Genomic DNA, 13,665 nt, shown 5'->3' on the forward strand with positions numbered 1-13,665 from the left:
GTGACGCAAAGGCGGCGGATGTATCCTGTAACCCTCCCACATGCACGGTGCCCATCCTCCCCTGGAGGGTCCGGGACGAGCATAGCTCGCCCGTGGATCGGTTCGCATGCAGCGAAGCGCAATGCGGACCGAGGTGGGGTGACGGTCTCTCCACATCCAACACTGCCCGTGTGGGAGATCACCCCACCCCGCTCGCGCTTCGCGCGATCGCCCCTCCCCCTCCAGGGGAGGGTAAGCGCTCACCCCTTCGGCGGCGCCAGCGGCTGCACGATCTCCTGGAATGGGGCCAGCGCTTCGCATCGCTCCGCATGTGCCGCCAGCGCCGGATAGCGTGACGCGTCGAACAGCTGCGGGTGCGCTTCGCGGGTGAAGCGGAGGACGCAGGCGACCACGACGTCGGCGTGGCCGATACGATCACCCAGCCAGTACGGCGTCGTCACCTTGGCGCGCTCGGCCTCGAGCACCTTCAGGACGTCGCCGATCTGCGCCTGGCAGCGTTCGACCCACAGCGCGAGCTGCTCCTTCCGCAGCACACGCTCGTAGAGCAGGCTCACCGCCTTGTCGCCGAGGCCGGACGCGAGCGCGCAGATGCGCAGATGCTTCCGCCGCTCAACACCCCCGCGGGGCAGCATCGCCTTGTCAGGACCAACGAGGTCGTCGAGATAATCGAGGATGATCATGCTCTCGATCAGCGCCTCGCCGTCGTCCAGCACCAGGGTCGGCACACGGCGCAGCGGATTGTACGGCGCGATCTTGTCGGCATCGCCAAAGGTCGACCACGGCCTGTGCTCGAAGGCGAGCCCGTAAAGCCGGAGCGCAATCGCGACGCGGCGGACGAAGGGGGAATCATATTGGCCGATCAGGAACATGGGATGACCTCTCGTCATTGCCGGGCTTGACCCGGCAATCCATCTTTCCTCAGACTAGAGAACGATGGATGCCCGGATCAAGTCCGGGCATGACGGAGCTGGACGCGGAGCGCCTATGTCGCAACGACTCGCAATGGTCACACTCGGGCTATCCTTGCTCAGCCCGCACGCCGCCCAGGCCCAGGACCGCGCGATCGGCTTCCTAACGCCATCGAAGAACATCGCCTGTCAGTTCTTCACGAATACCGACGACGTGTAGCGTGCCTTTTCCATGCAGACTTAATCGCCGCCGAGCCTCCTGCATGGACGGAGCGCGGCCCAAAACTAGAAATCTCGCAGCAACATCGCCAACCCTCGCGCGCCAATCTGCCAACGCAGATGCGAAATCCTGCGCCGCACTCTCGGACCCAGGCCCCTCCTTGGCTAATTCATCAAGGCCGTCAAAAATTACGAGCCAATGACGATGACCGTCCCGGCCCATCGAGAGCAGCGGCGCCGTATCCAACTCGAAAGGTTCGTCACCCTGGAGGCGAAAGTAGTCATTTATACGTGCTTCGAGTGGTCCAATCCCCTTAAGCCTCTGCAATGGAACAAAGACCACCCGCCATTCTGGACGCACGGCAAGAGATGAAGCCAGACGTTTGGCAAAGGTTGATTTTCCAGACCCAGGCCCGCCCGAGATCAAGCGAACTCGGTCCTGCGGATCGTCATTCTCAAGCCACTCTCCAATGAGAGAATCGAGCAGCTTCGCGTGCCTTCGGCCCGTTAGGCTTAAGCTCATGAAATATCCGAGAGGAAATATCATCGAAAATCTCGAATGATGAAGGATGCTCCAGGTCGGCAGCCGTGAGGAACACTTCCTGTTGGTCACAGAGATTTTCCACACGAGCTAGCAACTGCTGAACAATCGCCTCGACTTCCGGCTGGAGCGGCGCCCGCGTTAACTGGATCGACTGCAACGTTTGTGCAATAGAGTAGCTTAGTACCTCCAGAACGAATCGAGCAGCACGACGTTCAGTGCTATCTTCGCCGCGAAGGGATTCCAATATTCGGAACAGTGGAGGAATAGCGGCTGAGAAGCCGTCCTTTCCCAGCGTAAGTGATTTGATCGCTGCCTCAGCAGTGGCGCCAGCCAGCTTAAACCAATCTCGTTTCGTGGTTCCTTCCTTAACAAGTATGCCCATTTCCGCCCCCGCAAAATTGTACAGAATACTAGGACAATTCTCGGTTGATCCCAGCCCAAGCGAATGGGCTTCCACAAGACTCTTGATATTTCCCGCTACTCTTCACCCCTTCACCCTCATCGCCCGGCCCTTTACTGCGCGCCCAGCCGGCGAGCTTTCGACTGTGCGTGGCTTGGCTCATGTTCAGTTAGTAGCTGCGCTCAGACCGTAAATAGTCGGAGAACTGGTCGGCTCCGGATCATCGCCCGCATTCAGGCCGGCGGGATAATGGCCGCCGGATTGCACTACCCTCCCTCTGGGTCACGCTCTCCCACTATTCGATGATCGGCACGTGCTTCGCCGCGTCGCGCGGCGCGGTGCCATCAAGGCGCGGATCGTCGGCCACCTCGATCTGGCGGCGGAAGGGGCGGAAGCCGGAGCGCTGGTAGAACGCGACGGCGGCGGGATGATCGAAGGTGCAGGTGTGGACCCAGACGCGGCGGACATCGCGTGACCAGGCGCGCTCCAGCGCGCGGTTCATCAGGAAGCGGGCGGCGCCGGTGCCGATCAAGGGTGCGGTGACGCCGAAATAGACCAGCTCGCACTGGCCGGGCTCGCGGAAGTCCAACTCGAGCAGGCCTTCGTCGCGGCCATCCAGGGCGAGGGCGTAGACTTCGATTCCCGGCGCGTGGATGATTGCGGCGAGCTCTGCATCGGTCATGCGTGCGCGCGAGAACCACAGCCAGTTCTCGCCGACGCGGCGGAAGAGATCGCGGTACCAGGCGAGCGCGGGGGTATCGACTTTGCGCAGGGACCAGCTGCCCGGCGGATCGGCACGGCGCGCGGGAGCCGCGGTCATCTCCAGATGGGTGACGACGGCGGCGATCTTGCCGGCGGGGACGTCGGAATAGCCGTCGGGGAGGATCATGGGCGGTTGTTTCTTTTGTTAGAGGCGATGCCGATTTGAAGAACAGCAGCAGCCTCGCACTCCGTCATTGCGAGCGCAGCGAAGCAATCCAGAATCTTTCCGGGGAGGCAGCCTGGATTGCTTCGTCGCAAGGGCTCCTCGCAATGACGGTGTAGAGGCAGTTGAGCGCGCCTCGCGGCATTGGGCTACGAGGCCTCTGCCTGCGCCTACCCCTCCCCCTCATCGCTCGCAAGCACGCCCTTCACGGCCCTTGCCCATCCCGCGAGCTTCCGCTCGCGCGTGGCCTGGCTCATGTTCGGCTTGAAGCGGTGCTCGAGGCGCCAATTGTCGGCGAACTTGGTCGGCTCGGGATAGACGCCGGCGTTGAGGCCGGCGAGATAGGCGGCGCCCAGCGCCGTGGTCTCCTGGATCACGGGACGATCGACCGGGGCATCCAGGAGATCGGCGAGGCGCTGCATGGTCCAGTCCGACGCCGTCATGCCGCCGTCGACGCGGAGCACGACGCTTGCCGTTTCCGAGCTTGGCCAGTCCGCGCGCATCGCGGCCCAGAGGTCGTAAGTCTGGTAGCAGACGCTTTCCAGCGCGGCGTGGGCGAGCTCGGCCGGGCCGGTGTTGCGGGTGAGGCCGAACAGCGCGCCGCGCACGCGCGGATTCCAATAGGGCGCGCCCATGCCGACGAAGGCGGGGACGAGATAGACGCTCTGCATGGAGTCCGACTGATCGGCAAGGGGCCCGGTCTCGGCGGCGTGCTTGATGATGCCGAGGCCGTCGCGCAGCCATTGCACGGCGGAGCCTGCGACGAAGATCGAGCCTTCCAGCGCGTAGGTGCGTTTGCCGTCGAGCTGATAGGCGACGGTGGTGAGCAGCTTGTTCTTCGACACCACGGGAGTCGTGCCGGTGTTGAGCAGCGCAAAGCAGCCGGTGCCGTAGGTCGACTTCATCATGCCCGGGCGGAAGCAGGCCTGGCCGATGGTCGCGGCCTGCTGGTCGCCGGCAATTCCGGAGATCGCGATCGCGCCGCCGAACAGGTCGGGCGTGCTCTCGCCGAAGCGGGCGGAAGAGTCCTTCACCTCGGGCAGCATCGAGCGCGGCACGCCGATGATCTCCAGCAGCTCGTCGTCCCACTGGCCGGTGTGGATGTTGAACAGCAGCGTACGCGAGGCGTTGGTGGCATCGGTGGCGTGCACCTTGCCGCCGGTGAGCCGCCAGAGCAGGTAGCAATCGACGGTGCCGAACATCAGCTCGCCGCGCGCGGCGCGGGCGCGCGCGCCGGGAACGTGGTCGAGGATCCAGGCGACCTTGGTGCCGGAGAAATAGGGATCGATGATCAGGCCGGTCTTCTGCGAGATCACGCCCTCGCGGCCGTCGGCCTTCAGTTTGGCGCAGATGTCGGCGGTGCGGCGGTCCTGCCAGACGATGGCGCGGTGCACGGCCTGGCCGGTGGCGCGGTCCCACACCACGGTGGTTTCGCGCTGATTGGTGATGCCGATCGCGGCGATGTCCTTCGCGCTGATGCCGGCGTGCTCGATGGCCTCGCGGCAGACCATCACGGTCGAGGTCCAGATATCCTCGGGCTCGTGCTCGACCCAGCCCGAGGCTGGAAAATGCTGCGGAAACTCAGCCTGCGCCTTCGCCGCGATGGAGATGTCGCCACGAAACACGATCGCGCGCGAGGAAGTGGTGCCCTGGTCGATGGCGAGGACGAAAGACATGGGAGCTTACCTTGGCGTTTCCCTAAGACCTGTCATTGTGTCGCGCCAAAAGGAGCGGATTAGGGCGGCGAGGTCAAGGTTTGGATACGGTGCCGCGGCCCCCTTCCCTTCTCCCCTTGTGGGAGAAGGTGGCGCGAAGCGCCGGATGAGGGGTTCTATCGGCAAAGGGTATTGCGAGAGAGGGTCACGGGCGGATAGAGACCCCTCACCCGTCTCGCCGCTACGCGGCGATCCGCCCTCTCCCACAAGGGGAGAGGGGAAGAAAAGTTACACCGCCGCGGTCGTCACGCCGCCGTCGATGACGATGGTCTGGCCGGTCATGAAGCTCGAGGCGTCGGAGGCGAGATAGGCGACGGCGCCGGCGATTTCGTCGGGCTCGCCGATGCGGCGGAGCGGGGTGGTGGCGGTGCGGCGCTTGAGGTTGGCTTCGTCTTCCCACAGCGCGCGGGCGAAGTCGGTCTTGACGAGGCCGGGCGCGATGCAGTTGACGCGGACGCCTTTGGGTCCCCATTCGCCGGCGAGCGAGCGGCACAGCGCGAAGTCGGCGGCTTTCGAGATGCCGTAGGCGCCGATCACGGTGGAGCCGCGCAAGCCCCCGATCGAGGAGATGATGATCACGGAGCCTTTGCCGCGCTCCGCCATCTGCGGGATCGCGAGCGCGGAGAGCCAGATGTTGCTCTTGACGTTCGAGCCCATAATCTTGTCGAAGGCTTCGTCGGTGATGTCGAGCAGCGGGCCGTAATAGGGATTCACCGCGGCGTTGCAGACGAGGATGTCGATCTTGCCGTAATGCTTCGTCGCACCCGCGATCAGCGCCTCGACCTCGCTCTTGCGCGCGATGTTGCAGGGGATGACGGTTGCATCGCCGCCGGCCGCGTTGATGCCGTCGGCCACCTCCTTGCAGGCCTCCGCCTTGCGGGAGGAGACCACGACCTTGGCGCCAAGTTTGGCGAGCAGCTCCGCCGACGAGCGGCCGATGCCACGGCTGGAGCCGGTGACCACGGCGACCTTGCCGGTGAGATCGAACGGGGTATTTTTCATTGTTGTTGCCCTGCCTTGTTGTCATTCCGGGGCACGCGCATCGCGCGTGAACCCGGAATCCAGAGGTTGTGGCGCGAGATCCCGGGTTCGCGCTACGCGCGCCCCGGGATGACGCCAAGACGTCAGATCAACCCGCCCGCATCGGCGACGCGGCGCTGGTGGTAGTCGGTGTCACCGAACGTGTTCTCGATCATGGTGAGACGCTTGAAGTAGTGGCCGATCCTGGCCTCCATGGTCATGCCGATGCCGCCGTGCAGCTGGATCGACTGCTGGCCGACGAATTTCAGCGACTTGCCGATCTGCACCTTGGCCGCGGCGATCGCGTTCGTGCGCTCCCTGGCGTCCTCGAAATCACCAGCCATGGTCGCGAACATCGACATCGAGCGCGCCTGCTCGGCGGCGACGAACATGTCGGAGGCGCGGTGCTGCAGCGACTGGAACGAACCGATCGCGACGCCGAACTGCTTGCGCGTCTTGATGTACTCGACCGTGGTCTTGAGCGATTCGTCCATCAGGCCAACCGCCTCGGCGCAGAGCGCAACGCGGGCTTCGTCCACCACGCGCTCGATCAGCGCGAGCGAATCCTCGGGGTTGCCGAGCACGGCATCGGCACCGACCTCGACACCGGTGAAGGTGACGTCGGCGGCGTGCAGGCCGTCCTGGGTCGGATAGCCCTTCCTGGCGACGCCCTTGGCATTCGCCGGAACCAGGAACACGCCGATGCCGGTCTTGTCACGGCGATCGCCCCTGGTGCGTGCGGTGACGATCAACGTGTCGGCGCTCTCGCCGTTGAGCACGACGAACTTCTCGCCGTCGATGATCCAGCCCTCGCCCTTCTTCTTCGCGGTGGTCGAGACGTCGAACAGATCGTAGCGCGAGTTCTTCTCGAGCTGGGCGAAGGCGAGCGTCTTGCTGCCGTCGATGATCGAAGGCACGTGCGCGGCCTTCTGCGCATCAGTGCCGGCATGGCGCAGGAAGCCGCCGCCGATCACGACCGTGGCGAGATAGGGCTCGAGCACCAGCGCCTTGCCGAGCGCTTCCATCACGATCATGGTCTCGACGCCGCCGCCGCCGAAGCCGCCATCGGCCTCGCTGAAGGGCAGGCCGAGCAGGCCTTGCTCGGCGAGCTTGAGCCAGACCGCTCTGCTCCAGCCGCCCTTCTCCTTCATGTACTTCTTGCGCTGCTCGAAATCGTAGGAATCGGTCAGCAGGCCGTCGATGCTTTCCTTGAGAAGCCGCTGCTCCTCGGACAGATCAAAATCCATGTTGTTTTGTTCCTCGTACCCGGAATTTTTGCTTCGTCATTCCGGGACACGCGCGATAGCGCGGGGACCCGGAATCTAGAGGTTGTGGCGCGAGATTCCGGGTTCGCGCTGACGCGCGCCCCGGAATGACGTCTAGAGCCCCAGCACCGCCTTCGCGATGATGTTGCGCTGGATCTCGTTGGAGCCGCCGTAGATCGAGACCTTGCGGTTGTTGAAGTAGCTCGGCGCGATCTGGGCGGTCCAGTCCATGGCTTCGTTGGAGCCGTCGTCGCCGTGCTCGTCGTAGGGCGCAGCGAACGGGCCGATCACTTCCATCAGCAGCTCGGTGGTGGTCTGCTGGATCTCGGAGCCCTTGATCTTCAGCACCGAGGACGCCGGGTTGGGCTTGCCCTTGCCGTGCTTGCCTTCGTCGGCGACGACGCGGAGCTGCGTGAGTTCGAGCGCCTTCAGCTCGATCTCGCAAGCGGTGAGCTTCTCGCGGAACGCCGCGTCCTGGATGATCGGCTTGCCGCCGGATTCGACCTTGGACGCCAGATCCTTGATGCGGCGGATGCGCTCCTTGGAGACGCCGACGCGGGCGATGCCGGTGCGCTCGTTGCCGAGCAGGAACTTGGCGTAGTCCCAGCCCTTGTTTTCCTCGCCGATCAGGTTCTCGATGGGCACTTCGACGTCGTCGAAGAACACCTCGTTGACCTCATGGCCGCCGTCGATGGTCTGGATCGGGCGCACGGTGACGCCCTTCGACTTCATCGAGAACACGATGAAGGAGATGCCCATCTGCTTCTTGGCGTTGTTGTCGGTGCGGCAGAGGCAGAAGATCATGTCGGCGTGCTGAGCCAGCGTGGTCCAGGTCTTCTGGCCGTTGATGATCCACTTGTCGCCACGGCGCTCGGCCTTGGTCTTGAGCGAGGCGAGGTCGGAGCCGGAGCCGGGCTCGGAGAAGCCCTGGCACCACCAATCGTCGACATTGGCGATGCGCGGCAGGTACTTCTTCTTCTGCTCCTCGTTACCGAAGGTGTAGATGACAGGGCCGACCATGCTGACGCCGAAGGCGAGCGGCTGCGGCGCGGGATGGGCCTGCAGCTCCTCGTTGAAGATGTAGTGTTGCACGGGCGTCCATCCCGTGCCGCCATATTCCTTCGGCCAGTGGCTGACGCCCCAGCCCTTCTTGTTGAGGATGCGCCACCAATTCACCATCTCGTCCTTCGAGAGGTGGCGGCCCTCGACCATCTTGCGCCGCGTATCCGGCGGCACGTTGTCGCGGAAGAACTGCCGCACTTCCTCGCGAAACGCCTGCTCTTCTTTCGTGAATGCGAGATCCATCGGATCCTCCTGTGAAACGTTATTCCCTATTCGTCATTCCGGGGCGCGCGCAGCGCGAGCCCGGAATCCAGAGATTGTGGCGCGAGGTTCCGGGTTCATCCGCGTGCCGCGAATGCCCCGGAACGACGGAGTCTCCTACTGCAGCACCTCGAACAATCCCGCCGAGCCCATGCCGCCGCCGACGCACATGGTGACGACCGCGTATTTCGCCTTGCGGCGGCGGCCTTCGATCAGGGCGTGGCCGGTGAGGCGCGCGCCCGACATGCCGTAGGGATGGCCGACCGCGATCGCGCCGCCATCGACGTTGATCTTCTCGGGGTCGATGCCGAGCTTGTCGCGGCAATACAGCACCTGCACGGCGAAGGCTTCGTTGAGCTCCCACAGGCCGATGTCGTCCACGCTGAGGCCGTGGCGCTTGAGCAGGCGCGGCACGGCGAAGACCGGGCCGATGCCCATCTCGTCCGGCTCGCAGCCGGCGGAGACGAAGCCGCGGAAGATGCCGAGCGGCTTGAGGCCCCGCCTGGCGGCTTCCTTGTCGGTCATGATCACGCAGGCGCTGGCGCCGTCGGAGAGCTGGCTGGCGTTGCCGGCGGTGATGCTGAAGCCGTCGCCGCGCACCGGCTTGAGGCCGGCGAGGCCTTCGGCGGTGGTCTCGGGGCGCGGACCCTCGTCCTGCGACAGCGTGACCTCCTTCATCGAGACGGCGCCGGTCGCCTTGTCGGTGACCGCCATCTGCGTGGTGATCGGGGCGATCTCGTCCTTGAACCTGCCGCCCTGCTGCGCGGCCGCGGTGCGGCGCTGGCTCTCCAGCGAATATTCATCCTGGCGTTCGCGCGAGATGCCGTAGCGCTTGGCGACGACTTCCGCGGTGTCGATCATGGGCATGTAGACCTCGCCCTTGATCTTGAGCAGCGCGGGATCCTGGGCGTGGAAGCCATTCATCTTGTCGTTCTGCACCAGGCTGATCGACTCGCCGCCGCCGCCGACCGCGATCTCGACGCCGTCGAACAGCACCGAGCGCGCGGCGAGCGCGATCGCCTGCAGGCCCGAGGCGCATTGCCGGTCGATGGTGGTGCCGGCGACGGTGACGGGAAGGCCGGCGCGCAGCAGCGCCTTGCGCGCGATGTTGCCGCCGGTCGCGCCCTGCTGGAGGGCGGCGCCCATCACGACGTCCTCGATCTCCTTCGGGTCGACCTTGGCGCGCGCGACGGCCTCGCGAATCGCGTGGCCGAGCAGGGTTGCGCCCTCGGTGGCGTTGAGCGCGCCGCGATAGGCCTTGCCGATCGGGGTGCGGGCGGTGGAAACGATGACGGCGTCGGTCAAGAACGGACTCCTGATGCGGTTCTGGTGGATTGTGACGGTTTCTGCTGCTGGCGCAATTCGTGGCGCGACAATTTTCCGACTGGCGTGCGCGGCAGATCGTCGACGAACTCGACCGCGGCCGGCAGTTCGTGCTTGCCGAGCTTGCCGCTGAGCTGCGCGCGCAGCTCGTCGAGCGAGAACGGCTTTGCGCCGGGCTTCAGCTTGATGAAGGCCTTTGCGGCCTCGCCGCGGTACTGGTCGGGGATGCCGAGCACGATCACCTCGTGCACGCCGGGGATGGTGTAGATCGCCTGCTCGATCATCTGCGGATAGACGTTGAAGCCGCCGGAGATGATCATGTCCTTCTTGCGATCGACCAGGAAGAAATAACCGTCGGTGTCGACATAGCCGATGTCGCCGGTGAGGAAGCGGCCGTCGACGAAGGCATCCGTGGAGCCTTCCGGCCTGTTCCAGTACCCCTTGGTGACGTTCGGGCCCTTGATGCGGATCTCGCCGACCTCGCCGGGCGGCAGCACGCGCCGGGGATCGTCGAGCGCGACGACGTCGAGCTCGATGCCGGGCAGCGTCAGGCCGATCGAGCCCGGCTTCTCGGGCCCGTCGGGCGGATGGCCGGTGCCGGGCGAGCAGGTCTCGGTCATGCCCCAGCCGCTGCGCAGCTTCTTGCCGACCTTGCGCTCGAAGAAATTCGCGATCTCGACCGGCAGCGGCGCGCCGCCGGAGCCGATGGTGGCGAGCGAGGAGAAGTCGCGCTTGTCGAGGTCCGGGAGCGCGGCGATCGCGATCCACATCGTCGGCACGCCCGGGAAATATGTCGCGCGCTTGACCTCGATGTCGCGCATCACGGCTTCGACGTCGAAGCGCTGGTGCAACGAGATCAGATTGCCGCGACGGAGCGAGGACAACAGCACGACGGTGAGCGCGTAGATGTGGAACAGCGGCAGCACGCAGATGACGCGCTCGATCGTCTCGCCACGCGCGGCGCGTGCCGGCTTGCCCCAGACGTCGTAGATCGACACCGCAGCGGTGAGATTGCCGTGCGTGAGCATCGCGCCCTTGGGCAGGCCGGTGGTGCCGCCGGTATATTGCAGCAGCGCGACGTCGGCGGCGCTGACTTGCGGCCATTGCGCGGGCGCAGTGGCGCCCTCGACGAAGGCCTTATAGGTCACGATGCGGGGATCATCGGGGATCGCCGCCTGCGGCGTGCCGACCTTGCCCCAATGATCGTCCTCGCAGACGACCAGGCGGTCGATCAGCCCCTTCTCCAGGAATTTCAGCGCGGTCGGCAGCAAGGCCTGGAGGTTCGAAGTGACGAGCAGGCGTGAGCCGGAGTCGGCGACCTTGTGCGTCAGCGCGATCTCGCCGTCGAGCGGGGACAGGTGCGCAACGCGGGCGCCGGCCTTGAGCGCGCCGAAGAAATTGACGGGATGGTCCGGCGTGTTGCCGAGGAACAGCGCGACGGAAGAGTCCTTGCCGATACCCTCACGCAGGAACGCCGCCGCCGCGCGCTCGGCCTGAGCTGCGAGCTCGGCGTAGCTGATCGGGCGGTCGCGGAATTCCAACGCGGTGCGCGGGCCGTACTCAGCGGCGGCTTTCGCCAGCAGGTCGGGCAGCGTGCCCTGGACGATGGTGTCGTCCCAACGCACGCCCTCGGGGTAAAACTGTTCGCCGGGATGGGTCATTGGCGGTCGATACTCTTCGCTGCCAGGGCAGCAATTCCATGTGAGGCAGGCACTGGCGGTCGGGCACACTCCCCCCTTGTGGGGGAGGGTTGGGGAGAGGGGTAGCCACAAACTCGAACCTCGCCCGGAGCCACCCCCCTCCCCAACCCTCCCCCACAAGGGGGGAGGGAACGGAGAGAGTGTTGCCCTGAGCGCGACATCGCGGCAGCTACCAATCCAATCACGCCGCCTTCGAAGCCGCCGCGAGCGAGGCGAACGTCTTGCCTTCGGCGGCGAGCTTCTTCAGCAGCGGTGCGGGCTCGAGGCTCGGATCGTTGGTCTCCTTGGCGTAGAACGACAGGCGATCGGCGATGTGCTTGAGGCCGACGCTGTCGGCCCAGAACATCGGGCCGCCGCGGTAGATCGGCCAGCCATAGCCGTAGAGCCAGACCACGTCGATGTCGCTGGGGCGCGCGGCGATGCCCTCTTCCAGGATCTTCGCGCCCTCGTTGATCATCGGATACATCATGCGCTCGAGGATCTCCTCGTCGCTGACGACGCGCTTCTTGCGGCCGAGGCGGGCAAGCGTCTCGTCGATCAGCTTCTCGACCTCAGGATCGGGCAGCGGCGCGCGGGAGCCGGCTTCGTACTTGTAGTAGCCCTTGCCGGTCTTCTGGCCGAAGCGGCCGGCTTCGCACAGCGCGTCCGCGATCTCCGACTTGATGCCGCGGTCCTTGCGCGAGCGCCAGCCGATGTCGAGGCCGGCGAGGTCGCCCATCGCGAACGGACCCATCGGCATGCCGAACTTGGTGACGACGGCATCGACCTGCTGCGGCAGCGCGCCTTCGAACAGCAGCTTCTCGGACTGCTTGCCGCGCTGGGCCAGCATGCGGTTGCCGACGAAGCCGTCGCAGACGCCGACCACGGCCGGGACTTTCGCGATCTTGCGCGCGATCGTGACGGCCGTCACGAGCGCGTCCGGCGCGGTCTTGTCGGCACGCACGATCTCGCACAGCTTCATGACGTTGGCCGGCGAGAAGAAGTGCATGCCGAGCACGTCCTGCGGACGCTTGGTCGACTTCGCGATCTCGTCGATGTTCAGGTACGAGGTGTTGGAGGCGAGCACCGCGCCCGGCTTGGCGTACTGGTCGAGCTTGCCGAACACTTCCTTCTTCACCGCCATGGTCTCGAACACGGCCTCGATGACGAGGTCGGCGTCGCCGACATTCTCGATGCCGACCTTGCCGTCGATCAGCGCCATGCGCTTGGCGGGCGCGTCGGCCGGGATGCCGCCGCGCGCGGCCGTCGCTTCCCAGTTCTTCTGCATGACGCCCATGCCGCGCTTGAGCTGCTCCTCGGCGGTCTCGATCAGCGTGACGGGGATGCCGGCATTGGCGAACGACATCGCGATGCCGCCGCCCATGGTGCCGGCGCCGAGAATGGCGACACGGTTCACAGGGCGCGACTTGGTGCCTTCGGGGACACCCGCGATCTTGGCGGCTTCGCGCTCGGCGAAGAACGCATAGCGCTGCGCCTTGGACTGGTCGCTGGCGACGAGCTTCAGGAAGCCCTCGCGCTCCTTCTTCAACCCCTCGTCAAACGGAAGGTCGATGGCGTAGCCGACGGCGTCGGCCGCCGCGAAAGGCGCCTCCAGGCCGCGTGACTTCTTGGTCATGGCGGCGACGGCATTGGTGAAGATCGAGCGGTCGGCCTTGGCGGCCGCGATCTTGGAATCGTCGTCGCGCAGGCGGCGCAGCGGGCGCTTCTCGGCCAGCAGCTTGCGCACGAAGGCTTCGCCGCCCGAGGCCGGCCCCTCGACGATCTCCTCGATCAGGCCGTTCTTCAGCGCTTCGGCGGCGCCGATCGGGTCGCCGCCGACGATCATCTTGACTGCGAGCTCAGGCCCGACCGCGCGGGGCAGACGCTGGGTTCCGCCGGCGCCCGGCAACAGGCCCAGCTTCACCTCGGGCAGGCCGAGCTTGGCCTCTTTCACCGCGACACGGAAATGACAGGCGAGCGCGACCTCAAGGCCGCCGCCGAGGGCGGTGCCGTGGATCGCGGCAACGACGGGCTTGGGCGAATTCTCGATCTCGGACAGCACGTCGTTGAGGGCCGGCGGCTTCGGCGGCTTGCCGAATTCGGTGATGTCGGCGCCCGCAATGAAGGTGCGGCCGGCGCAGGTCAGCACGATGCCCTTGATGGCGGGATCGGCGATCGCGGCCTTGATGCATTCCAGAATGCCGCCGCGGACCGCGGCACTCAGCGCATTGACCGGCGGGCTGTTGACCGTGACGATGCCGACCTCATCATGACGCTCAAGCTTGACCACTTCGCTCACGGTGTCCCTCCTTGGTGGGGATTGCTTTTGTTCGATTTCGCGGTG

General features: G+C 65.5%; 12 protein-coding genes. 1 reads left to right on the top strand and 11 read right to left on the bottom strand.

Annotated features, from left to right (window positions below; all coding sequences use genetic code 11):
• Positions 1-239: 239 nt before the first annotated feature.
• Complete coding sequence (locus tag XH96_RS35715; protein ID WP_194389984.1) at positions 240-869, bottom strand: glutathione S-transferase family protein; 630 nt, start codon at positions 867-869, stop codon at positions 240-242.
• A gap of 115 nt (positions 870-984) precedes the next feature.
• On the opposite strand from XH96_RS35715, the gene XH96_RS35720 reads away from it, so the two are divergent.
• The gene (locus XH96_RS35720; RefSeq protein ID WP_194394424.1) at positions 985-1,128 is read left to right on the top strand and encodes a hypothetical protein; all 144 of its coding nucleotides are present in this window, start codon (positions 985-987) and stop codon (positions 1,126-1,128) included.
• Here XH96_RS35720 and XH96_RS40005 read toward each other — a convergent pair.
• The 10 genes from XH96_RS40005 to XH96_RS35770 form a co-directional block, all read right to left on the bottom strand.
• Positions 1,072-1,674 (bottom strand): NACHT domain-containing protein, encoded by a 603-nt coding sequence (locus XH96_RS40005; protein WP_371739914.1) that lies wholly within the window; start codon positions 1,672-1,674, stop codon positions 1,072-1,074. The genes XH96_RS35720 and XH96_RS40005 overlap by 57 nt on opposite strands.
• Positions 1,583-2,053, bottom strand: coding sequence for a hypothetical protein (locus tag XH96_RS35730; RefSeq protein WP_194389986.1), 471 nt, complete (start codon positions 2,051-2,053; stop codon positions 1,583-1,585). Before XH96_RS35730 ends, XH96_RS40005 begins: the two co-directional genes overlap by 92 nt.
• Before the next feature lie 313 nt (positions 2,054-2,366).
• Positions 2,367-2,960, bottom strand: coding sequence for an N-acetyltransferase (locus tag XH96_RS35735; RefSeq protein WP_194389987.1), 594 nt, complete (start codon positions 2,958-2,960; stop codon positions 2,367-2,369).
• Between the two features lie 206 nt (positions 2,961-3,166).
• Positions 3,167-4,672, bottom strand: coding sequence for a glycerol kinase GlpK (glpK, locus tag XH96_RS35740; RefSeq protein ID WP_194389988.1), 1,506 nt, complete (start codon positions 4,670-4,672; stop codon positions 3,167-3,169).
• A 267-nt stretch (positions 4,673-4,939) separates the two neighbouring features.
• The gene (locus tag XH96_RS35745) at positions 4,940-5,713 is read right to left on the bottom strand and encodes an SDR family NAD(P)-dependent oxidoreductase (protein WP_194389989.1); all 774 of its coding nucleotides are present in this window, start codon (positions 5,711-5,713) and stop codon (positions 4,940-4,942) included.
• A gap of 122 nt (positions 5,714-5,835) precedes the next feature.
• Positions 5,836-6,978 (bottom strand): pimeloyl-CoA dehydrogenase small subunit, encoded by a 1,143-nt coding sequence (gene pimD / locus XH96_RS35750; RefSeq protein WP_194389990.1) that lies wholly within the window; start codon positions 6,976-6,978, stop codon positions 5,836-5,838.
• Between the two features lie 132 nt (positions 6,979-7,110).
• Positions 7,111-8,301, bottom strand: coding sequence for a pimeloyl-CoA dehydrogenase large subunit (gene pimC, locus XH96_RS35755; RefSeq protein WP_194389991.1), 1,191 nt, complete (start codon positions 8,299-8,301; stop codon positions 7,111-7,113).
• A 135-nt stretch (positions 8,302-8,436) separates the two neighbouring features.
• Positions 8,437-9,624, bottom strand: a complete 1,188-nt coding sequence (locus XH96_RS35760) for an acetyl-CoA C-acyltransferase (RefSeq protein WP_194389992.1) — start codon at positions 9,622-9,624, stop codon at positions 8,437-8,439.
• Positions 9,621-11,303 carry a dicarboxylate--CoA ligase PimA gene (gene pimA, locus XH96_RS35765; protein ID WP_194389993.1) on the bottom strand — a complete coding sequence of 561 codons (1,683 nt, stop codon included), beginning with the start codon at positions 11,301-11,303 and terminating at the stop codon, positions 9,621-9,623. Before pimA ends, XH96_RS35760 begins: the two co-directional genes overlap by 4 nt.
• A 220-nt stretch (positions 11,304-11,523) precedes the next feature.
• Positions 11,524-13,620, bottom strand: a complete 2,097-nt coding sequence (locus tag XH96_RS35770) for a 3-hydroxyacyl-CoA dehydrogenase NAD-binding domain-containing protein (protein ID WP_194389994.1) — start codon at positions 13,618-13,620, stop codon at positions 11,524-11,526.
• Positions 13,621-13,665: the final 45 nt, after the last annotated feature.

Source organism: Bradyrhizobium sp. CCBAU 51765 (assembly GCF_015291725.1).
GTDB lineage: Bacteria > Pseudomonadota > Alphaproteobacteria > Rhizobiales > Xanthobacteraceae > Bradyrhizobium > Bradyrhizobium liaoningense.